At 73.6% G+C, this 19343-nt stretch carries 16 protein-coding genes; 12 read left to right on the plus strand and 4 right to left on the minus strand.

Features of this window, described 5'->3' with window-relative positions; translation table 11 throughout:
* Positions 1 to 12: 12 nt before the first annotated feature.
* The 4 genes from ACLJTM_RS23400 (at position 13) to ACLJTM_RS23415 (ending at position 4736) form a co-directional block, all read left to right on the plus strand.
* Positions 13 to 1464 (plus strand): APC family permease, encoded by a 1452-nt coding sequence (locus ACLJTM_RS23400; RefSeq protein ID WP_411105639.1) that lies wholly within the window; start codon positions 13 to 15, stop codon positions 1462 to 1464.
* 952 nt (positions 1465 to 2416) lie between these two features.
* Entirely contained in the window at positions 2417 to 3727 is a 1311-nt protein-coding gene (xseA, locus tag ACLJTM_RS23405; protein WP_411105640.1) for an exodeoxyribonuclease VII large subunit, read from the plus strand.
* Positions 3728 to 3781: 54 nt separating this feature from the next.
* The gene (locus ACLJTM_RS23410) at positions 3782 to 4009 is read left to right on the plus strand and encodes an exodeoxyribonuclease VII small subunit (RefSeq protein ID WP_411105641.1); all 228 of its coding nucleotides are present in this window, start codon (positions 3782 to 3784) and stop codon (positions 4007 to 4009) included.
* A 136-nt stretch (positions 4010 to 4145) separates the two neighbouring features.
* Positions 4146 to 4736, plus strand: a complete 591-nt coding sequence (locus tag ACLJTM_RS23415) for a malonic semialdehyde reductase (protein WP_411105642.1) — start codon at positions 4146 to 4148, stop codon at positions 4734 to 4736.
* A gap of 192 nt (positions 4737 to 4928) precedes the next feature.
* Here the strand turns inward: ACLJTM_RS23415 and ACLJTM_RS23420 are convergent, their stop codons facing one another.
* Positions 4929 to 5447 carry a DUF4245 domain-containing protein gene (locus ACLJTM_RS23420; RefSeq protein ID WP_411105795.1) on the minus strand — a complete coding sequence of 173 codons (519 nt, stop codon included), beginning with the start codon at positions 5445 to 5447 and terminating at the stop codon, positions 4929 to 4931.
* A 249-nt stretch (positions 5448 to 5696) separates the two neighbouring features.
* Here ACLJTM_RS23420 and glpX point away from each other — a divergent pair, with 249 nt between their 5' ends.
* On the plus strand, positions 5697 to 6728 hold the full coding sequence (gene glpX, locus ACLJTM_RS23425; protein WP_411105643.1) for a class II fructose-bisphosphatase: 1032 nt from the start codon (positions 5697 to 5699) through the stop codon (positions 6726 to 6728).
* A 145-nt stretch (positions 6729 to 6873) separates the two neighbouring features.
* On the opposite strand, the gene ACLJTM_RS23430 is transcribed toward glpX, so the two are convergent.
* Positions 6874 to 7272: a WhiB family transcriptional regulator gene (locus tag ACLJTM_RS23430; RefSeq protein ID WP_411105644.1), complete on the minus strand. Its 399-nt coding sequence runs from the start codon at positions 7270 to 7272 to the stop codon at positions 6874 to 6876.
* A gap of 183 nt (positions 7273 to 7455) precedes the next feature.
* Positions 7456 to 8097: a DUF1707 domain-containing protein gene (locus ACLJTM_RS23435; RefSeq protein WP_411105645.1), complete on the minus strand. Its 642-nt coding sequence runs from the start codon at positions 8095 to 8097 to the stop codon at positions 7456 to 7458.
* 150 nt (positions 8098 to 8247) lie between these two features.
* Here ACLJTM_RS23435 and ACLJTM_RS23440 point away from each other — a divergent pair, with 150 nt between their 5' ends.
* The 4 genes from ACLJTM_RS23440 to ACLJTM_RS23455 all read left to right on the plus strand — a co-directional run bounded on the left by ACLJTM_RS23440 (position 8248) and on the right by ACLJTM_RS23455 (position 12858).
* Positions 8248 to 9912: a fumarate hydratase gene (locus ACLJTM_RS23440; RefSeq protein ID WP_411105646.1), complete on the plus strand. Its 1665-nt coding sequence runs from the start codon at positions 8248 to 8250 to the stop codon at positions 9910 to 9912.
* Between the two features lie 211 nt (positions 9913 to 10123).
* Positions 10124 to 11194, plus strand: coding sequence for a hypothetical protein (locus tag ACLJTM_RS23445; protein ID WP_411105647.1), 1071 nt, complete (start codon positions 10124 to 10126; stop codon positions 11192 to 11194).
* A gap of 12 nt (positions 11195 to 11206) precedes the next feature.
* A complete protein-coding gene (locus tag ACLJTM_RS23450) occupies positions 11207 to 11818 on the plus strand; it encodes a hypothetical protein (protein WP_411105648.1) in 612 nt (203 codons plus the stop codon).
* Between the two features lie 206 nt (positions 11819 to 12024).
* A complete protein-coding gene (locus tag ACLJTM_RS23455) occupies positions 12025 to 12858 on the plus strand; it encodes a glycerophosphodiester phosphodiesterase (protein ID WP_411105649.1) in 834 nt (277 codons plus the stop codon).
* On the opposite strand, the gene ACLJTM_RS23460 is transcribed toward ACLJTM_RS23455, so the two are convergent.
* Positions 12851 to 14389, minus strand: a complete 1539-nt coding sequence (locus ACLJTM_RS23460) for a ricin-type beta-trefoil lectin domain protein (RefSeq protein ID WP_411105650.1) — start codon at positions 14387 to 14389, stop codon at positions 12851 to 12853. The genes ACLJTM_RS23455 and ACLJTM_RS23460 overlap by 8 nt on opposite strands.
* 108 nt (positions 14390 to 14497) lie before the next feature.
* On the opposite strand from ACLJTM_RS23460, the gene ACLJTM_RS23465 reads away from it, so the two are divergent.
* From ACLJTM_RS23465 to ACLJTM_RS23475, 3 genes are all read left to right on the plus strand, one after another.
* Entirely contained in the window at positions 14498 to 15901 is a 1404-nt protein-coding gene (locus tag ACLJTM_RS23465; RefSeq protein ID WP_411105651.1) for a class II fumarate hydratase, read from the plus strand.
* Positions 15902 to 16002: 101 nt separating this feature from the next.
* On the plus strand, positions 16003 to 16710 hold the full coding sequence (locus tag ACLJTM_RS23470; protein WP_411105652.1) for a DUF402 domain-containing protein: 708 nt from the start codon (positions 16003 to 16005) through the stop codon (positions 16708 to 16710).
* A 257-nt stretch (positions 16711 to 16967) separates the two neighbouring features.
* Complete coding sequence (locus ACLJTM_RS23475; protein WP_411105653.1) at positions 16968 to 19265, plus strand: SpoIIE family protein phosphatase; 2298 nt, start codon at positions 16968 to 16970, stop codon at positions 19263 to 19265.
* The last annotated feature ends 78 nt before the right edge of the window (positions 19266 to 19343 follow it).

The following is a 19343-nucleotide window of genomic DNA, read 5'->3' on the forward strand; positions in this document are numbered from 1 at the left end:
CCCGGAGGATGGATGGCGTCCGTGACGGATTCCGGCAAGGCGGCGCCCGCCGCACTGCGGCGCAGCCTCGGCTTCCGCGACCTGGTCGTCTACGGGCTGCTCTTCATCGCCCCGATGGCCCCGGTCGGCGTGTTCGGTGCCCTGGACGCCGCCTCGCACGGCGCGGTGGCGCTGGTGTACCTCGCGGCGACCGTGGCGATGGCCTTCACGGCGTTCTCGTACGCGCAGATGGTGCGGGTCGCCCCGCAGGCCGGCTCGGTGTTCACGTACGCCCGCAAGGGCCTGGGCGAAGGGCCGGGGCTGATCGCCGGGTGGATGGCGATGCTCGACTACCTGCTGATCCCGGCGGTGGCGTACCTGTTCTCCGGGATCGCCATGAACGCGCTGGTCCCGGAGGTCTCCCGCTGGGTGTGGACGGCGCTGGCCGTGGTGGTCACCACGGCGCTCAACCTGTGGGGCGTACGGGCGGCCGCGCGGGTGGGCTTCGCCGTGCTGGCGGTGGAGGTGCTGGTGCTCCTGGTCTTCGTGGCCGCCGCGGTGACCGTACTGGTCCAGGACGGGCCGCGGCGGGGCTGGCTCTCGCCGCTGACCGGGGACGGCTCGCTGGGCTTCTCGGTGGCGGCGGTACTGGGCGCGGTGTCCGTGGCGGTGCTGTCGTACCTCGGCTTCGACGCGATCGCCTCCTTCGCGGAGGAGGTGACGGGCGGCTCGGAGCGGGTGGCGCGTGCGGTGCTCTTCTGCCTGGCGCTGGCGGGGCTGCTGTTCGTGGCGCAGAGCTATCTGGCGGCGCTGCTGATGCCCGTCTCCGCGGCGGAGCTGGCGGCGGATCCGGCGCAGCAGGGACCCGCCTTCTACACGGCGGTGCAGTCCTCGGTCGGTACGTGGCTGCACGACCTGGTGGCGGTGAGCAAGGCGGTCGGGGCGGCCTTCGCGGCGCTGGCCGGGCAGGCGGCGGCCGGGCGGCTGGTGTTCGCGATGGCGCGGGAGCGGCGGCTGCCGGGGGTGCTGGCGCGGACCTCGGGCGGGACCCCGCGGCCGGCGCTGCTGGTGGCGGCCACGATCACGCTGGTCGCGGCGGTATGGGCGGCGCGACGCGACGACGGGCTCGGGCACCTGGTCTCGGTGGTGGACGTCGGGGCGCTGGTGGCCTTCACGCTGCTGCACGCGTCGGTGGTGGGCTGGTTCGTGGTGCAGCGGCGCGAGGGCGCCCCGGTCTGGTGGAAGCACCTGCTGGTGCCGGTGCTGGGCGCGGTGGTGACGGTCGCGGTGATCGTGGAGGCCGCGTGGGAGGCGCAGCTGGTGGGAGCGGTCTGGCTGGCGGCGGGCCTGGGAGTCCTGGCCGCCCAACGCGGCCGCCACCACCCCGGCCCGCGGGGCCGGGGTGGCCTGGCCGGCCCGGAGGGTCCGGGTGGCCCCGGCGGCGCGGGTGGCCCGGAGAGCCCAGAGGATGTGGGTGGCGCGTAGCGCGGGCTCGGAGGGTCGGGGTGGCCCCGGCGGCGCGGCTGGCCCGGAGGGCTCAGAGGGTGTGGGTGGCGCGTAGCGCCGGGGTGGCGCGTAGCGCGGGGTGGCACGGGGCTCGGGTGGCCCGGAGGGCCGAAGTGGCTGGGGCGGCCCGGGCGGCCCAGGGGGCCCAGGTGGCCCAGGTGGCCAGGGGGCCCGGAGGGCCTGGGGGGCCCGGCTGGCCCGGAGGGTCTGGGGGCTGGCTGGCCCGGAGGGTTTGGGGGGCGGGAAGGCCCGGAAGGTCTGGGTGGCGCGGAGGGTCCCGGGCGGCCCTGATGGTCCGGGTGGCCCAGGTGGCCAGGGGTGCCTGGAGGGCCTGGGGGCCCAGGCGGCCTGGAGGGGTTAGGTGGCTCGGGCGGCCCTGATAGCCCAGGCGGCCCGGAGGGCCCAGGTAGCTTGGGCGGCTCTGGTGGCCCGAACGGGACGGGCGGGGCAGGCCGGCCGGGCGGGCAGGTAGGGCAACCCGGCAGGCTGAGGCACCGGCTGGCACCCCGGCGACCCCGGGCGGGACGGGCGGGGCAGGCCGGCCGAGTGAGGCCCCCCGCGAGCTGAGGCAGCGGCTGGGCCCCGGCCGCCCCGGGGCGGCGCGGAGCGTCCGGGGGCCCAGCTGGCCCCGGCGGCTCAGGCGGCCCGGAGGGCCTGGGTGGCCCGGGCGCCCCGCGGGCCCGGGCGCCCCGCGGGCCCGGGCGGGACGGGCGGGGCGGGCCCGCCGGGCGGGTGCGGCAACCCGGCAGCCCGGCACCCCGGCAGGCTGAGGCAGCGGCTGGGCACCCCGCCCGCGCCGGCCACCCCGGCCGCCCCAGACGCCCCGCCGCCTGCCGCCCGCCGTCCCCACCGTCCCCGCCGGGTGCCCCGGGGGTTCGACACCACCGGCGGGGCCTGGGGCGCTGTCATGCCGGGCGGCTAGCCTGCGTGCATGGGTCTGAATACGTCGGCCGAGGCCCCGCTGCCCGTTGGCCAGGTGTCCCGGCTCATCGGGGGCTGGATCGAGCGGCTCGGTCAGGTGTGGGTGGAGGGGCAGATCACCCAGCTCTCGCGACGGCCGGGGGCGGGGGTGGTGTTCCTGACGCTGCGCGACCCCTCGCACGACATCTCGGTCAGCGTGACCTGCTTCCGCCAGGTCTACGACGAGGTCGCGGACGCGGTGTCGGAGGGTGCGCGGGTCGTCGTACGGGCGAAGCCGGAGTGGTACGCCCCGCGCGGCCAGTTGTCACTGCGTGCCACGGAGATACGGCCCGTCGGGATCGGGGAGCTGCTGGCCCGGCTGGAGCGGCTGAAGCGGTCCCTGGCCTCCGAGGGACTGTTCGCGCTGGACCGCAAGAAGCCGCTGCCCTTCCTGCCGCAGCTGGTCGGGCTGGTGGTCGGGCGGGCTTCGGCGGCCGAGCGCGATGTGCTGGAGAACGCCCGGCGGCGCTGGCCCGCGGTCCGCTTCGAGGTGCGCAACGTGGCCGTCCAGGGCGTGCACGCGGTGCCCCAGGTGGTCCGGGCGGTCCAGGAGCTCGACGCCCTGGACGAGGTGGACGTGATCATCGTGGCCCGCGGCGGCGGGAGCGTCGAGGACCTGCTGCCGTTCTCGGACGAGCAGGTGGTCCGGGCCGTGGCCGCGGCCCGTACCCCGGTGGTCTCGGCGATCGGCCACGAGCCGGACTCACCGCTGCTGGACCTGGTCGCCGACCTGCGGGCCTCCACGCCCACGGACGCGGCGAAGAAGGTGGTTCCGGACGTGGGCGAGGAGCTGGAGCGGGTGCGGCAGCTGCGGGAGCGGGGCCTGCGGGCGGTACGGGGTCTGCTGGACCGGGAGGAGCGCGGTCTCGCGCACGCCCTGGGGCGGCCGGTGTTCGTCCATCCGCAGCGGATGGTGGAGACCCGCGAGGAGGAGTTGGAGGCGTTGCTGGCCCGTAGCCGCCGCACCCTGGGGCACCTGCTGGACCGGGCGGACTCGGAGCTGCGGCACACCCTGGCCCGGGTGGTGGCGCTGTCGCCCGCGGCGACCCTGGAGCGGGGCTACGCGGTGCTCCAGCGGGAGGACGGGCACGTGGTGCGCTCGCCCGAGGACGTCGTACCGGGGCAGCTGCTGCACGCGCGGGTGGCACGCGGGGCGTTCCCGGTGGAGGTCTCCCCCGGCCACGCGCCCGCGTCGGAGCCCGGCCCGACCGGCTCCACCGGGGCCGCCGGGGACACCGCGGCCGACCAGGACACCGGGGACACCGGGGACGGCGCCGCGTGACGACATCCGCGCGCAACATGTTCGTTGTACTACACACATAAGGCGGGAACGGGAATGTCTGAGACGGACACGGCGCTGGGGTACGAGCAGGCCCGGGACGAACTCATCGAGGTCGTCCGCAAGCTGGAGGCGGGCGGCACCTCGCTGGAGGACTCCCTCGCGCTCTGGGAGCGCGGCGAGGAGCTGGCGGCGGTGTGCCGGCGCTGGCTGGAAGGGGCCCGGGCCCGGCTGGACTCCGCGCTGGCGGCCCGCGAGGGCGAGGGGGAGCCCGACGGCGGGTGACCGGCCGGGGCGGGTGGCCTCGCTCCGGGTCGGGTGACCTCGCTCACAGCCAGCCCGACTTTAGTTGAAATTTCATCTACTTTCGCCGTAGAGTCGGGGACATCGCTTCACCACACGTATGGAAGAAGGCTTTCCGATGTCCCTCGTTCTCGACGCCGCCGCACAGGACCTGCTGTTCCGCGAGGCCCGCACCGCCAACTCGTTCTCCGACGAGCCGGTGACCGAAGAGCAGATCCAGGCGATCTACGAGCTGGTGAAGTACGGCCCCACCGCCTTCAACCAGACCCCGCTGCGCATCACCCTGGTCCGCTCCCCCGAGGCCCGCGAGCGCCTCGTCCAGCACCTGGCCGAGGGCAACCGTGCGAAGACCGCCGCGGCGCCGCTGGTCGCGATCCTCTCCGCGGACAACGAGTTCCACGAGGAGCTGCCGCAGCTGCTCCCGCACTTCCCGCAGGCCAAGGACGCGTTCTTCGCCGAGCGTCCGGTCCGCGAGCAGTCGGCGCTGCTGAACGCCGCCCTGCAGGCCGCTTACTTCATCGTCGGTGTCCGCGCCGCCGGCCTGGCCGCGGGCCCGATGACCGGCGCCGACTTCGCCGGCATCCAGAAGGAGTTCCTGGACGCCGACCACACCCCGCTGATGGTCGTCAACATCGGCAAGCCGGGCGAGGCCGCCTGGTTCGACCGTTCGCCGCGCCTGTCCTTCGACCAGGTCGTCACCACGGTCTGAGCCGGACCGGGGCCGAGCGTCGCGAGGCCGTACGCGAAAGGGCCGCACACCCCCCAGGGGATGTGCGGCCCTTCCGCATGCCGCCCCATGGAACCGATGCCGCCCCGTGGAACCGATGCCGCCCCACGAAACCGACGCCGCGCCGACCCCGACGCGCGCGCCGACGCCCGCAGGGGGCGGCCGAGAGACGGCCTATGCGCCCTGCTTGAACTCCAGCGCCGCCGCCAGTACCCCGAGCTCCTCGAAGGAGGCCGTGCCGGTCACCACCGTGACGTGGCCCTGCTCCTGGTGCACGAGGGCGTCGTACTTCTCGCCCTCCCAGCGCTCCCAGGTGCGCTCGCCGGCCTGCTGCGTCTGCCCGGTCGCCGCCGCATGCCGGGTGATCTTGCCGATGTTCTTGGCCGAGGCGTCGGAGGACTGCTCCACCGCCACGTACTGCTGCTGTCCGTTCAGGAAGCCCAGGTGCCAGCCGTCGGCCTGCTTGCGGTCGTACGAGACCGAGGTCGCCCGCCACTGCGGCGCGAGCCCCACGGGCGCGGCCACCGGGTACGGCGCGGCACGCCGGGCCGTGATCGTCTCCACCCGGTAGTCCACCGTCCGCGTCGGGTCGGCGCTGTCGTCGTGCGGGATGAAGAAGTAGATCCCCGCGACGACGATGCCGATCACACCCAGCGAGCGGACCATGTCCAAAACCGTCTGCTTGCCCCTCATATTCGCCACGGCACCATGGTCCCGCATCACCGGGGGCGATCACCCCCGGGGTCCCTCTGCCGTGCGGGTGCCGTGCGGGCGCCGTGCGGGCGCGCCCCGTACGCTGCCCGGGCAAGGCGTCCGCTCAGGCCAAACCGCTGACCGATATGCCGCTCAAACGTGACCCGCTCTGCTCAATATGTCGACGTACCGATAGAGTTCCGAGCACCCTCACATCCCGGCCGTCGTCGTACAGAAAGGTGCGCTCCGATGACCGAGCACAACCTGCCGCCCCAGCTCGAAGTCTCTCCCGAAGCCCCCGACCGCAACCTCGCCCTGGAACTCGTCCGGGTGACCGAGGCCGCCGCCATGGCCGCGGGCCGGTGGGTCGGGCGCGGCGACAAGCTCGGCGCCGACGGCGCCGCGGTCAACGCGATGCGGACCCTGATCTCCACCGTCTCGATGAACGGCGTCGTCGTCATCGGCGAGGGCGAGAAGGACGAAGCCCCGATGCTCTTCAACGGCGAGCGGGTCGGCGACGGCACCGGCGCCGAGGTCGACATCGCCGTGGACCCGATCGACGGCACCACCCTGAACGCCAAGGGCATGCCGAACGCGATCGCCGTCCTCGCCGCCGCCGATCGCGGCACCATGTTCGACCCGTCCGCGGTCTTCTACATGGAGAAGCTGGTCACCGGTCCCGAGGCCGCCGACTTCGTCGACATCAACGCCCCGGCCTCGGTGAACATCCGCCGGGTCGCCAAGGCCAAGCAGATGGCCGTCGAGGACGTCACCGTGGTCATCCTGGACCGCCCCCGCCACGAGGGCATCGTCAAGGAGATCCGCGAGACGGGCGCCCGGATCAAGTTCATCTCGGACGGCGACGTCGCGGGTTCGGTCATGGCGGTGCGCGAGGGCACCGGCGTGGACCTGCTCCTCGGCATCGGCGGCACCCCCGAGGGCATCATCTCGGCCTGTGCCATCAAGTGCCTCGGCGGCACCATCCAGGGCAAGCTCTGGCCGAAGGACGAGGCCGAGCGCCAGAAGGCCATCGACGCGGGTCACGACCTGGACCGGGTGCTGCACACCGACGACCTGGTCTCCGGTGACAACGTCTTCTTCGTCGCCACCGGCATCACCGACGGCGAGCTGCTGCGCGGCGTCCACTACCGTTCGGCGACCGCGACCACGTCCTCGCTGGTCATGCGCTCGAAGTCGGGCACGATCCGGCAGATCGACTCGACACACCGCCTGGCGAAGCTGCGCGCGTACAGCGCGATCGACTTCGACCGCGCCCAGTAGAGGCGGTTCGCGGCGGCGTACGCGAGAGGGGCGGCCCCGTGCGGGGGACCGCCCCTCTGGCATGTGCAGCAGGGACCGGGACGAAGGCGGTACGGGCCCGCGGACCCGGGCGGGCCGGCGGACGGGGCGTCGGACGGGACGGGGTTCAGCCCGCGGCGGCGATCGGACCGGCCCCGGGGGCCTGGTGCCGTTCGGCTGCCCGGCGCCGCATCCGCGCCAGGACCACCCGGCGTTCGGCGGCGGTCAGGCCGCCCCAGACCCCGTACGGCTCGGGCTGGAGGAGCGCGTGCTCACGGCAGGCGACCATCACGGGGCAGCGGGCGCAGACACGCTTGGCCGCCTCCTCGCGGGAGAGCCGGGCCGCCGTGGGCTCCTTGGACGGGGCGAAGAAGAGACCCGCCTCGTCGCGGCGGCACACCGCCTCCGCATGCCACGGGCCGTCCTCCGCCCTGGCCGGCACCCTCGGCTTCGGCACGGCGCCCGGGCGCCCCTGGAGGCTCTGGACGGCGGCTACCTGCAGGGACTGATGCGGCGGATGCGGCACGGTCTACTCCTGACGACGTATACGCGAGCGAGAGACGATGCACCAGTCCCTACCCGCTGGGCGGGCCGCTATGCACCCCGTGCCACCGGGCGCCGGGGGTTCGTCCGAAACGCGACGCTCCCCCTGGGGCCCCGCGCCACAGCCCGTACGGCCCTCCCGGCGCTCCGCGCCCGCCCGCCCCCGTCAGCCCCTCGGCTGCCCGGGCGCCAGATCGACCACGCGGGCGCCGGACTTGGGCCGGGCCTCGATGTTGCCGAGGAGGGCGAAGCCGCGGACGATCACGACCGGGGCCTGCGGGTCGGCGTCCGAGCGACCCTCGCCGCCGACCTCGAAGTTGCCGAGGACTCCGCTGCCGTAGCCGCGCAGGGAGACGTTCTCGGGGACCAGGATCTCGACGTTGCCGAGGACGCAGGTCACGTTGATCTCGGTGACCTGCTGGGCGAAGACGGCCTCGGTCAGGTCGAGGGTGACGTCACCCATGACCGAGACCGCGCGGGTGTGCGCGCCCGGCCGCCAGCGGCCCTTGCGCGCGGCGCTGCTGCACACCGCCACGACATGGTCCGAGACCCCGCCCGGCGCGGCCCCGGCCGCGGGGGCCGCCGGGACGTGGCCGGTGCCGGGCGCGGGCAGGTCCCGGACCAGCGGTTCCAGCTCGTCCACCGTCTTCACGGCGTAGAGGGAGTCCAGGCGTTCGGCGTGCTCCTCGGCGGTCAGCCGGCCCTCGGCGAGGGCGTCCGCGAGGGTCCGGGCGATCCGGTCGCGGTCGGCGTCGGAGGCGCGCAGCCGGGCGGGCGCGGGGGCGGCGGGGTGCTTTTCCAGGTCCACGCGCCCCAGCATAGCCAGACACGATAGATCGCGATACTGCCGAGTGAGCCTTACCTCACAGACACGCCCGCGGCGCGAGGTCCTACGCTGGAACACTGCGCTGCCAATCGGTCGTCAGCGCCGTCTGCCGAGTGAGGAATGACTGCCGTCATGCCAGAGTTTGCGTACACCGACCTGCTGCCCCTGGGCGAGGACACCACCCCCTACCGGCTGGTGACCGCCGAGGGCGTGTCCACCTTCGAGGCGGACGGGCGTACGTTCCTCAAGGTCGAGCCGGAGGCGCTGCGCAAGCTCGCCGAAGAGGCGATCCACGACATCCAGCACTTCCTGCGCCCCGCGCACCTCGCGCAGCTGCGCCGCATCATCGACGATCCCGAGGCCTCCGCGAACGACAAGTTCGTGGCCCTGGACCTGCTGAAGAACGCGAACATCGCGGCGGCCGGTGTCCTGCCGATGTGCCAGGACACCGGCACGGCGATCGTCATGGGCAAGCGCGGCCAGAACGTGCTGACGGAGGGCGGGGACGAGGCGGCCCTCTCCCGCGGCATCTACGACGCGTACACCCGCCTGAACCTGCGCTACTCGCAGATGGCGCCGCTGACCATGTGGGAGGAGAAGAACACCGGCTCGAACCTGCCCGCGCAGATCGAGCTGTACGCGACCGACGGCGGCGCGTACAAGTTCCTCTTCATGGCCAAGGGCGGCGGCAGCGCCAACAAGTCCTTCCTCTACCAGGAGACCAAGGCGGTCCTCAACGAGGCCTCCATGATGAAGTTCCTGGAGGAGAAGATCCGCTCGCTCGGTACGGCGGCCTGCCCGCCCTACCACCTGGCGATCGTCGTCGGCGGCACCTCGGCCGAGCACGCGCTGAAAACCGCGAAGTACGCCTCCGCGCACTACCTGGACGAGCTGCCGCGCGAAGGCTCCCCGCTGGGCCACGGCTTCCGCGACGAGGCCCTGGAACAGCAGGTGTTCGAACTGACCCAGAAGATCGGCATCGGCGCGCAGTTCGGCGGCAAGTACTTCTGCCACGACGTCCGGGTGGTCCGCCTCCCCCGCCACGGCGCCTCGCTGCCCGTGGCGATCGCCGTGTCCTGCTCCGCCGACCGCCAGGCCACCGCGAAGATCACCGCCGAGGGGGTCTTCCTGGAGCAGCTGGAGACGGACCCCGCGCGCTTCCTGCCGGAGACCACCGACGAGCACCTGAGCGAGGCCTCGGACGTCGTCTCCATCGACCTGAACCAGCCGATGGACGAGATCCTGGCCACGCTGACCCGGCACCCGGTCAAGACGCGCCTGTCGCTGACCGGTCCGCTGGTCGTGGCGCGCGACATCGCGCACGCCAAGATCAAGGAGCTGCTGGACTCGGGCGCGCCGATGCCGCAGTACCTGAAGGACCACCCGGTGTACTACGCCGGCCCCGCGAAGACCCCCGAGGGTTACGCCTCGGGCTCCTTCGGCCCGACCACGGCCGGCCGCATGGACTCCTACGTCGAGCAGTTCCAGGCGGCGGGCGGCTCCAAGGTCATGCTGGCCAAGGGCAACCGCTCCCAGCAGGTCACGGACGCCTGCGGTACGCACGGCGGCTTCTACCTGGGCTCCATCGGCGGCCCGGCGGCCCGGCTCGCCCAGGACTGCATCAAGAAGGTCGAGGTCCTGGAGTACGAGGAGCTCGGCATGGAAGCGGTCTGGCGGATCGAGGTCGAGGACTTCCCGGCCTTCATCGTCGTCGACGACAAGGGCAACGACTTCTTCCAGAACCCGGCCCCCGAGCCGACGTTCACCCACATCCCGGTGCGCGGCCCGGGCCTGTAGCACGCGGCGGGGGCGGCGGCGCGACGGCGCCGCCGGCCTCCCGGCCGGCTTCCCGCGGCCGGTGGCGGCGCCAAGCCCCCCGGACGTCACGGGAATTGGCCTGTACAGGCTGCCGTGGAGAACGTGATCGGGGCACGGCGGGGAACGGCATGCTGACGTACCAGGAAGTGATGACCACCGACTTCGGGCGCCTCCTGACGACCGCCGACAAGTGGCAGCCGAGAAGAACGCCATGCGGCACGACCCGGACTACATGACGAGCGTGCGGACCGCCCAGCAGTCCTGGCGCGACTACATCAAGGAGTGCGTCAAGGCGGTCGACGAGGCCGACCAGGACCTGCGCAAGGACCTGGAGGCGGTCGTCAAGGACGGCCAGGGCGGCAAGGGCGACGGCACCCCGGGCACCGGCTTCAACGGGCAGGCCGGGGAGATCGCGAAGGCCGACGACGCCCAGAAGCAGGAGCGCCTGGACCTCGCCTGGCTGAAGAAGCGGGACGACGAGACCCTCGACGACTACATCGAGCGGCTCCAGAAGGGGGGCATGACCCGTCTGACGGGCAACCCGAAGCTGGCGGAACTGGTCTCGAACATCAGCAAGTCCACCGTGACGGCCGGTGCCTTCGCCGCCGCGCTCACGGCCGTCGGCATGAACTCCTTCAAACTGGCCGGGTACTTCAAGGACGTGAAGGCCGGCAACTTCCCGAAGGCCTTCAACGCGCCCGGCACCCTGCTGGAGCGCAACGTCAACGCGCGTCTCGCGGGGGCGGCTCCAGGCGGCCTGATGAGCAAGCTGCCGCCCAACGTCGTCGGCGCGCTCACGGGTTCCGACGAGGCGGCCATGTGGGGCGGCAAGATGCAGAACGGCCGCTTCTTCATACCGGCGGCCTCCGAGGCCAACCTGGTGACGGTCGCCCGGCAGGGCGGCATGGCGAACGCCATGAAGGCGGCCGGTGCGATGCGCGGGCTGGGCGTGGTGGGAGGCGTCGCCGGCACCGCCTACGGCATGGCGAACCTGGCCGCCTACGACGGCGAGATGATCAGGAAGGACCCCGCCAAGTTCGCCACCGACCTCACGGGGACGGCGTTCAGCGCCTCGATGACCGCACTGACCGTGTGCCCCACCCCGGTGACCGCCGGACTGGCCGTGGGCACCGGCATCGCCTACGGCGCCGCGCTCGTCTGGGACAACCACGAAGCCATCGGCAAGGGCCTGGAGAAGGTCGGGGACGGCATCGCCGACGGGGCCAAGAAGCTCGGCAGCGCGCTGAACCCGTTCGACTAGAAGGGCAGAGAGATGCACACCCAGAGCACCCCGTTCGCACTGCGACCCTGGCAGGGCGGGGAGAAGAACGAGCTCCGCCGGGTCGGCTGGCAGGGGCAGTCCGCCGAGTGGGGCGATGTCACCGTGGCCTCGCTGCCCCATCCGCAGGACGATGTCCGCGCCACCGAGGCCGTCGGCGGCCACATCCCCCGTGCCGTCTTCGAATCGCGCGGCATCCAGGTGACGATCACCGAACGGCCGACGCTGAACGGGGCGACGCTGCGCGTCGGGGACGCCGTGGTGTACCTCAGGCGGAACCGGTGGGGGGCCACCCACCGGGGCCGCGCGCTGCACATGAAGCACGCCGGCGACCGGTACCGGCTCTGGGCGGTCGACCGCCGCGAGTACGTCCTGATGCGCGAGGCGGACAACCAGGACCGCGGCGTCACCATCAGGGTCAAGGAGTCCGGCATCGCCAAGTGGAAGCGCATCGACGTGAGCATGACGGGCCGCGCCGTGGGGGCCGACATCGCCCTCGCCCTCGTCTTCACGGGGGTCGACCGGTCCGCACTGACCCGGCGGGGCGCCCTCCGCGCGGGCTTCTCGCGGGTCTTCCACGTGGCGGCGGACTCCGCCATGGGCTGACCACCGGCCGACCGGCGATCCACCGGGCTGAACGGCCGCCGGGCCCGCGCCACCGCGGGCCCGGGGGTCGGCGGCGGGCGGGGCCGGCCGGTGGGAGCTTCCGGCGCGGCTGCGGCCCGCCCTGCGCGGGAGGGGCCGCTGCCGGTTAACGTCGGCGACACAGGTGTGCGCCTGCCCGTTCATCCCGGTTCGCAAGGATCTGCCGTATGACTGCGACGTCGCCCCTCCTGCCCACCGCCGCCGTACGGGTCGTCGCCCACCGGGGCGCCTCCCACGCGCACCCCGAGCACACCCTGGCCGCCTACCGCCAGGCCGTCGACGACGGGGCCGATGCGCTGGAGTGCGACGTGCGGCTGACCGCGGACGGGCAGCTGGTCTGCGTGCACGACCGGAGGGTCGAGCGGACCTCCGACGGGCGCGGGGCGGTCTCCCGGATGACGTACGGGGAGCTGGCCGCGCTGGACTTCGGGGCGTGGAAGGGGGCGGGGCACGCCGGTGCGCGGGTGCTGCTCTTCGAGGACCTGCTGCGGCTGGCCTTGGCGGCGCCCCGGCCGGTGGGGCTGGCCGTCGAGACCAAGCACCCCTCCCGCGCCGGCGGGCGGCTTGAGGCGGAGCTGGTGCGGATGCTGGGCGCGTACGGGCTGGCCGACGGGGGCAGCGGGCTGGTCGAGGTGATGAGCTTCTCCCGGACGGCCCTGAACCGCCTGCACCGGCTGGCTCCCGGGTTGCCCGCGGTGTACCTGATGGAGCGGCGGCTGCGGCCGGTGCGCCCGCCGTACGCCCCGCACGCGGGCCCGGGCATCGAGCTGGTGCGGCGCGACCCCGGGCTGGTGGGCCGGCTGAAGGCCCGCGGGCTGTCGGTCCGGGTCTGGACGGTGGACGAGCCCGAGGACGTGGCGCTGTGCCTGCGGCTCGGGGTGGACGCGCTCATCACGAACCGGCCGGCCGAGGTGCGCCGCATGCTCGCCGGCGGGCGGGCACCCGGCCGGGACGGCCGGCCGGGTGCGGGTGGGGGTGCGGGGGCGCGGACGGTCAGCTGAAGCGCTGGGAGGCCGAGCCGTTGCAGGGCTGCAGGCGCAGCGGCCCGTGGGCCGCGGAGACCGTCAGGCAGCTGCCCGGGGAGGCCGCGGGGCGCAGGGTGGCGCCGTCGCGGACGAACTGCTGGTTCGCGCCGCCGTGGCAGTTCCACAGGACCAGGGCGGTGCCGTTGCCGTAGCCCCCGGGGACGTCGAGGCAGCGGTCCTGGGTCAGTCCGGTGTGGAGGGACCTGCGGGCGGAGTCGTACCACCAGGCCTGGTTGCGGCCGCTGTGGCAGTCCCAGCCCAGGACGGCGGCGCCGTTGGCGCTGGAGCCGCCTTCCGCGTCGAGGCAGCTGCCGTTGGCTCCGTTCTTCAGGGGCTTGTACAGGTCGTCCCAGGCGCCGGCCTGCAGGACCGGGGTGCCGGTGCTCGCCGGGTCGGCGCAGGAGGCCTCGCGCAGGCCCGATGCGTACAGCTGGGTCAGGCAGGACGCGAAGGCGCCGTGGCCGCGGTGGTTGGGGTGGAAGGACTGGCGGACGGTGTTCTCGTCCCAGGGGAAGTGGTCGCCGAGGTCCAGGTACAGTCCGCGGGCCCAGGGGTCCTCCATGCACACCTCGTGGCCGTGGAAGAGCCGCGAGTTGTCGAGGTAGACGGCGCCGGAGGCGAGGGCGGCGGCGCGCATGCCCTTCTCGAAGGCGGGCACCGCCTGGTTGCGGCCCCAGGCGGCGTCGGAGTCGTAGCCGGCGCAGCCGCCGGGCAGCTTGCCGGGGAAGTTCGGGTTGTCGCGGAAGTCGGGGCCGATGGGGCTCGGGTAGCCCATGACGACCAGCTTGTAGTCGGTGTCGGCGTAGCCCGCGTCGCGCATGACCGTCCTCAGGTCGGCGACGGTGGCCTCCACCTTGGGCTTCAGGCCGTCGACGCGGGCCTGCCAGCCGGGGGCGTAACCGGGTTCGCAGGCGCCCTGGCTGAGGATCCAGCGGGTGACGCAGTCGGTCATGACGGGGCCGAACTGCAGGTCGTCGTTGGCCCCGGCGACGAGCAGCACCATGTTGATTCTGGTGTTGCGGGCTTTGACGGCCAGGCTGTCGCTCTGGACGAGTTCGTCGGCGTACTGCTTGCTGCCGCCGATCCTGATGTTGCCCGTGTAGCCTCCGGAGCAGGCCACGTTGAAGGTCAGGTCGGCCGGGATGCCGGTGCGGTGGATCGCCGCGTCGGGCGAGCGGTGGCACTGGTTGCCCGGGGTGTTGGTGGCGGGGTCGTAGGTGCCCACGCCCTCGCCCGAGATCTCGCTGTCGCCCAGCGAGATGAGCCCGGTCTTGCGCTGGGCGGGCGGGCGGATGGCGGGGTCCCCGTAGATCCGGGTGGCCTCCGCGGCCCGGACGGCCTCCAGCTCGGGCGGCAGGGGTGTGACGGCCGCGGTGGCGGTGGCGCCCGCCGTGGTGGCCGCGTGGGCCGTGGGAGTGACGGCGGTGACGCCGCCGAGGGCGGCCGCGGCCGCCGCCACGGCGGCGAGGGTACATCTGAGTCTGGGTTTCTTCGGTGCACGTGCCATGAACGCCTCCCCGAATGCCGGTGTTACCCACGGTATTTACTGGTCAGTAGGGGAGTTGGGAACACTTCGAACAAGACAATTGCTCAACTTTTTGAGGAGGCCACGAACATGACACAGGACCAGCAGGCCGAAGGGTTCCGGACCGAGCACGACTCCATGGGCGGGGTACGGGTGCCCGCGCACGCCAAGTGGCGGGCCCAGACCCAGCGCGCCGTGGAGAACTTCCCGATCAGCGGGCAGCGCCTGGAGCGCGCCCACATCGAGGCGCTCGCCAGGATCAAGGCCGCGGCCGCCACGGTGAACGCGCGGCTCGGCGTGCTCGACGAGGAGGTGGCCGACGCGATCCGCTCCGCCGCCGCGGAGGTCGCCGAGGGCCGCTGGGACGAGCACTTCCCGGTGGACGTCTTCCAGACCGGCTCGGGGACCTCGTCCAACATGAACACCAACGAGGTCATCGCCACCCTGGCCACCGAGCGGCTCGGCCGCCCCGTGCACCCCAACGACCACGTCAACGCCTCGCAGAGCTCCAATGACGTGTTCCCCTCGTCCATCCACATCGCCGCGACCGCCGCCGTCACCGGGGAGCTGATCCCCGCCCTGGAGCACCTGGCCGCCGCCCTGGAGCGCAAGTCCTCGGAGTTCGAGAGGGTCGTCAAGGCGGGCCGCACCCACCTGATGGACGCCACCCCGGTCACCCTGGGCCAGGAGTTCGACGGCTACGCCGCCCAGATCCGGTACGGCGTCGAGCGGCTGCGCGGGGCACTGCCGCGGCTGGCCGAACTCCCCCTGGGCGGGACCGCGGTGGGCACCGGGATCAACACCCCGCCCGGCTTCTCCGCCGCCGTGATCGCCCAGGTCGCCACCGCCACCGGGCTGCCACTGGCCGAGGCCCGCAACCATTTCGAGGCGCAGGGGGCGCGGGACTCCCTGGTGGAGACCTCGGGGATGCTCCGCACGGTCGCCGTCTCGCTGACCAAGATCTGCAACGACCTGCGGTGGATGGCCTCCGGGCCCCGTACGGGATTGGCCGAAATCAACCTGCCGGATCTCCAGCCGGGGTCCTCGATCATGCCCGGGAAGGTCAATCCGGTGGTCCCGGAGGCCGTCCTCATGGTCGCCGCCCAGGTGATGGGCAACGATGCGGCGGTCGCCGTGGCCGGCGCCTCGGGCAACTTCGAGCTGAACGTGATGCTGCCGGTGATGGCCCGCAACCTCCTCGAATCGATCCGGCTCCTCGGCAGTGCGAGCCGGCTGCTGGCGGACCGGACCGTCGACGGGATCACCGCGAACGCGGCGCGGGCCAGGGAGTACGCGGAGTCCTCGCCCTCCGTGGTGACCCCGCTGAACCGGTTCATCGGGTACGAGGAGGCCGCCAAGGTCGTCAAGAAGGCCCTGGCGGAGCGCAAGACGATCCGCGAGGTCGTCCTGGAGTCCGGGTACGTGGACCGCGGCGACCTGACCCTGGAACAGCTCGACGAGGCCCTGGACGTCTTGCGGATGACGCACCCCTGACACCCCCTCGGCAGGGTCCGGATCCGGTCGATTCCCGTCACCGACCCCCTCCGTGACCTGCACCGCAGCGGGCGCGGGGGGCTCCGCCCTAAGATCTGCGCATGACAGGTACCTTCCGTCCCGGGGGCGGCGCGGCACAGGACGGCGCGCCGGACCCGCGCTGGTCGCCCGGGGAGCAGATCCTCTGGCGCTACCGCGACCACGCCCCGGGGCTGGAGGGCCGGGTGCACATCTGCCGCCCGGTGACGGTGGTGCAGGACACCGACGAGCTCCTCGCCGTGTGGATGGCGCCCGGCACCGAATGCGTCAAACCGGTCCTCGCCGACGGCACCCCCGTCCACGAGGAACCGCTGCGCACCCGCTACACCGCGCGTCGCACCACCGTGCGCGCGCACTGGTTCGGCTCGGGCGTGCTGAAGCTGGCCCGCCCCGGGGACCCCTGGTCGGTGTGGCTGTTCTGGGGGAACGGCTGGCGGTTCAAGAACTGGTACGTGAACCTGGAGGAGCCCCGCTCGCGCTGGTCGGGCGGGGTGGACTCGGTGGACCACTTCCTGGACATCGCCGTCTATCCGGACCGCAGCTGGACATGGCTGGACGAGGACGAGTTCGCCCAGGCCCAGCGGGCCGGCCTGATGGGCCGTGAGCAGGCCCGGCGGGTCCGGGACGCCGGGCGCGGGGCCGTCGAGGTGATCACGCGGTGGGGTGCCCCGTTCTCCGACGGCTGGCAGGACTGGCGGCCGGATCCGGCCTGGGGAGTTCCGCTCCTGCCGGAGGACTGGGACCGCACTCCGGCGCATATGACCTCATGAGACCCTTGATGCGCCCCCGGGGTTCAAACGTAGGATCGTCCTCCGGAAGACCGCGCGTGCGCAGCGGCGCGTTCGGGCAGTGCATCCGTAAGTGCCGTGCCGTACGCGGAACTTGACCGGAGGTCAACGCAGAGCGACAGGTAACGAGGGGGACGCGGAAACCCGGGGTGATGGTGCCCCGGCCGCTGAGCGGGTATACCGCGACTGACCGAGTTGAGTGCAGCGCACATCGAGCGCAGACGGACGGAATTCCACGCGTGACGGAGTACCCCACCTCCCAGGAGGGCCCGCAGCCTGCCGCGGCCACCGCGGCACCGGCACCGGGCGGTTCCGGCCTGCCCTTCGCCTCCGGCTCGGCCCACCGCGAACTCGGCCGCGTCCCGGGCCCGGGCGGTGGTGAGGACGGTCACCGCCGGGCGCCCGCCGCATCCGGGGCGTCCGGTGCTTCCGGGCCGTCCGGTGCTCCCGGGGCGTCCGGTGCGTCCGGGGCGGGCAGCGACGAGCCCGGCCACGGCAAGGCCCCCGTCCCGGCCGTCGAGGCCACCCGGCCCGAGATCCCCTCGGCCCGCACCCGGTCCGAGAGCGACGACGGCCCGTACGAGGGCGGCTCCGCCCTGCGGACGACGCCCGGCCCGGCCGGCGCCGCAGGCCCGCCGTCCGCCCCCGGCGAGCCGGGGCTGCGCGACGCCGAGGCCGCCCGCAACGCCGGCGCCGCGGCGCCGCAGGGCCCCGGCGGCGCCGAGCCGCTGCCCGGCGCCCCGGCCGCGGACACCGTGGCCCGCCGGGAGGGGGACCGGCTGCGCTTCGTGGGCGCCGCGACACGGCGGATCGCCCGCGGCATCGACCTCGACGAGATCGTGCTCGGCCTGTGCCGGGCCACCGTTCCGACCTTCTCCGACGCGATCCTGGTCTACCTGCGGGACCCGCTGCCCGTCGGGGACGAGCGGCCGGTGGGCCCCGTCGTCTTAAGGCTCCGGCGGACCGACCGGCTCCGGCCGATCGACGACCTCACCGACATCAGCAGCACCATCGGCGCGGGGATGGACCTCGCCGGGGCCGCGGGGGCCACCGGCGAGCTCGACTTCAGCCAGCTGCCGCTGGTCGGCCCGCAGGGCGACCTGCCCGCCGCCGAGCTGTGCGAGATCCGCTCCGGCGGCGCGCTTGCCGAAGTGCTGCGCGGCGTACGGCCCGTCTTCGGGTCCTCCGCCGCCGCGAAGGCGGCCCTGCCCGAGCTGCTGGGGCTGGACCATCCGCTGCCGCGCGGGAACCGGGCGGTCCTCGCACCGCTGCGCGGCCGGCGCCGGGTGATCGGCGCCGCCGTCTTCCTGCGCAGCCCCGAAAGGCCCGCCTTCGAACAGAACGACCTGCTGGTCGCCGCCCAGTTGGCCACCCACACCGCCCTGGGCATCGACAAGGCGGTGCTGTACGGCCGCGAGGCGTACATCGCCGACGAGCTCCAGCGCACGATGCTGCCCGACAGCCTGCCCCAGCCCACCGGGGTGCGGCTCGCCTCGCGCTACCTGCCCGCCGCCGAGACGGCGCGGGTGGGCGGCGACTGGTACGACGCGATACCGCTTCCGGGCAGCCGCGTCGCGCTCGTCGTCGGCGATGTCATGGGCCACTCCATGACCTCCGCCGCGATCATGGGGCAGCTGCGCACCACCGCGCAGACCCTGGCCCAGCTGGACCTGCCGCCCGCAGAGGTGCTGCACCACCTGGACGAGCAGGCCCAGCGCCTGGGGTCCGACCGGATGGCGACCTGCCTGTACGCGGTGTACGACCCCGTCTCGCACCGGATCACCATCGCCAACGCGGGCCACCCGCCGCCGGTGCTGCTGCACCTGGGCGGCCGGGCCGAGGTGCTGCGCGTACCGCCCGGCGCCCCCATCGGCGTCGGCGGAGTGGACTTCGAGGCGGTGGAGCTGGACGCGCCGGCCGGTGCCACCCTGCTGCTGTACACCGACGGACTGGTGGAGTCCCGGCTGCGGGACGTGTGGACCGGCATCGAGCAGCTCCGCGAGCGGCTGGCGACCACCGCCCAGCTGACGGGCCTGGACCACCCGCCGCCGCTGGAGGCCCTGTGCGACGACGTGCTGGACATGCTCGGCCCGGGCGACCGGGACGACGACATCGCCCTGCTGGCGGCCCGCTTCGACGGGATCGCGCCCAGTGACGTCGCGTACTGGTTCCTGGACCCGGAGGAGACCGCCCCGGGCCGGGCCCGGCGGTTCGCCCGCCGCGCCCTGGCCCGGTGGGGCCTGGAGGAGCTCCAGGACTCGCTGGAGCTGCTGGTCAGCGAGGTGGTCACCAATGCGGTCCGGTACGCGGAGCGGCCCGTGACCCTGCGTCTGCTGCGGACGGACGTGCTGCGCTGCGAGGTCGGCGACGACTCCCCGCAGCTGCCCCGCCAGCGCCGGGCCCGGGACACCGACGAGGGCGGCCGCGGGCTGTTCCTGGTCAACCGGATGGCCCGCCGCTGGGGTGCCACCCGGCTGAGCAGCGGGAAGGTGGTCTGGTTCGAGCTCGGGCTGCCGGGCGCGCCCGAGCGGCGCTGACCGGCGCCCGGACCCCCGCCCGGCCGCCCGGCCCCGCGCCCGTGCCGCGCACCGGAACAGGACGCCGCCCCGCAGCCG

The sequence above is a fragment of the Streptomyces sp. cmx-4-9 genome, assembly GCF_046548835.1.
Taxonomy (GTDB): domain Bacteria; phylum Actinomycetota; class Actinomycetes; order Streptomycetales; family Streptomycetaceae; genus Streptomyces.

Bases quoted from the DNA above. Each gene is read 5' to 3' on its own strand.
- xseA (WP_411105640.1), top strand. From the start codon at position 2,417: ATGGGTCTGAATACGTCGGCCGAGGCCCCGCTGCCCGTTGGCCAGGTG.
- ACLJTM_RS23465 (WP_411105651.1), top strand. From the start codon at position 14,498: ATGACACAGGACCAGCAGGCCGAAGGGTTCCGGACCGAGCACGACTCC.
- glpX (WP_411105643.1), top strand. From the start codon at position 5,697: ATGACCGAGCACAACCTGCCGCCCCAGCTCGAAGTCTCTCCCGAAGCC.
- ACLJTM_RS23470 (WP_411105652.1), top strand. From the start codon at position 16,003: ATGACAGGTACCTTCCGTCCCGGGGGCGGCGCGGCACAGGACGGCGCG.
- ACLJTM_RS23460 (WP_411105650.1), bottom strand. From the start codon at position 14,389: ATGGCACGTGCACCGAAGAAACCCAGACTCAGATGTACCCTCGCCGCC.
- ACLJTM_RS23410 (WP_411105641.1), top strand. From the start codon at position 3,782: ATGTCTGAGACGGACACGGCGCTGGGGTACGAGCAGGCCCGGGACGAA.
- ACLJTM_RS23400 (WP_411105639.1), top strand. From the start codon at position 13: ATGGCGTCCGTGACGGATTCCGGCAAGGCGGCGCCCGCCGCACTGCGG.
- ACLJTM_RS23420 (WP_411105795.1), bottom strand. From the start codon at position 5,447: ATGAGGGGCAAGCAGACGGTTTTGGACATGGTCCGCTCGCTGGGTGTG.
- ACLJTM_RS23415 (WP_411105642.1), top strand. From the start codon at position 4,146: ATGTCCCTCGTTCTCGACGCCGCCGCACAGGACCTGCTGTTCCGCGAG.
- ACLJTM_RS23455 (WP_411105649.1), top strand. From the start codon at position 12,025: ATGACTGCGACGTCGCCCCTCCTGCCCACCGCCGCCGTACGGGTCGTC.
- ACLJTM_RS23450 (WP_411105648.1), top strand. From the start codon at position 11,207: ATGCACACCCAGAGCACCCCGTTCGCACTGCGACCCTGGCAGGGCGGG.
- ACLJTM_RS23440 (WP_411105646.1), top strand. From the start codon at position 8,248: ATGCCAGAGTTTGCGTACACCGACCTGCTGCCCCTGGGCGAGGACACC.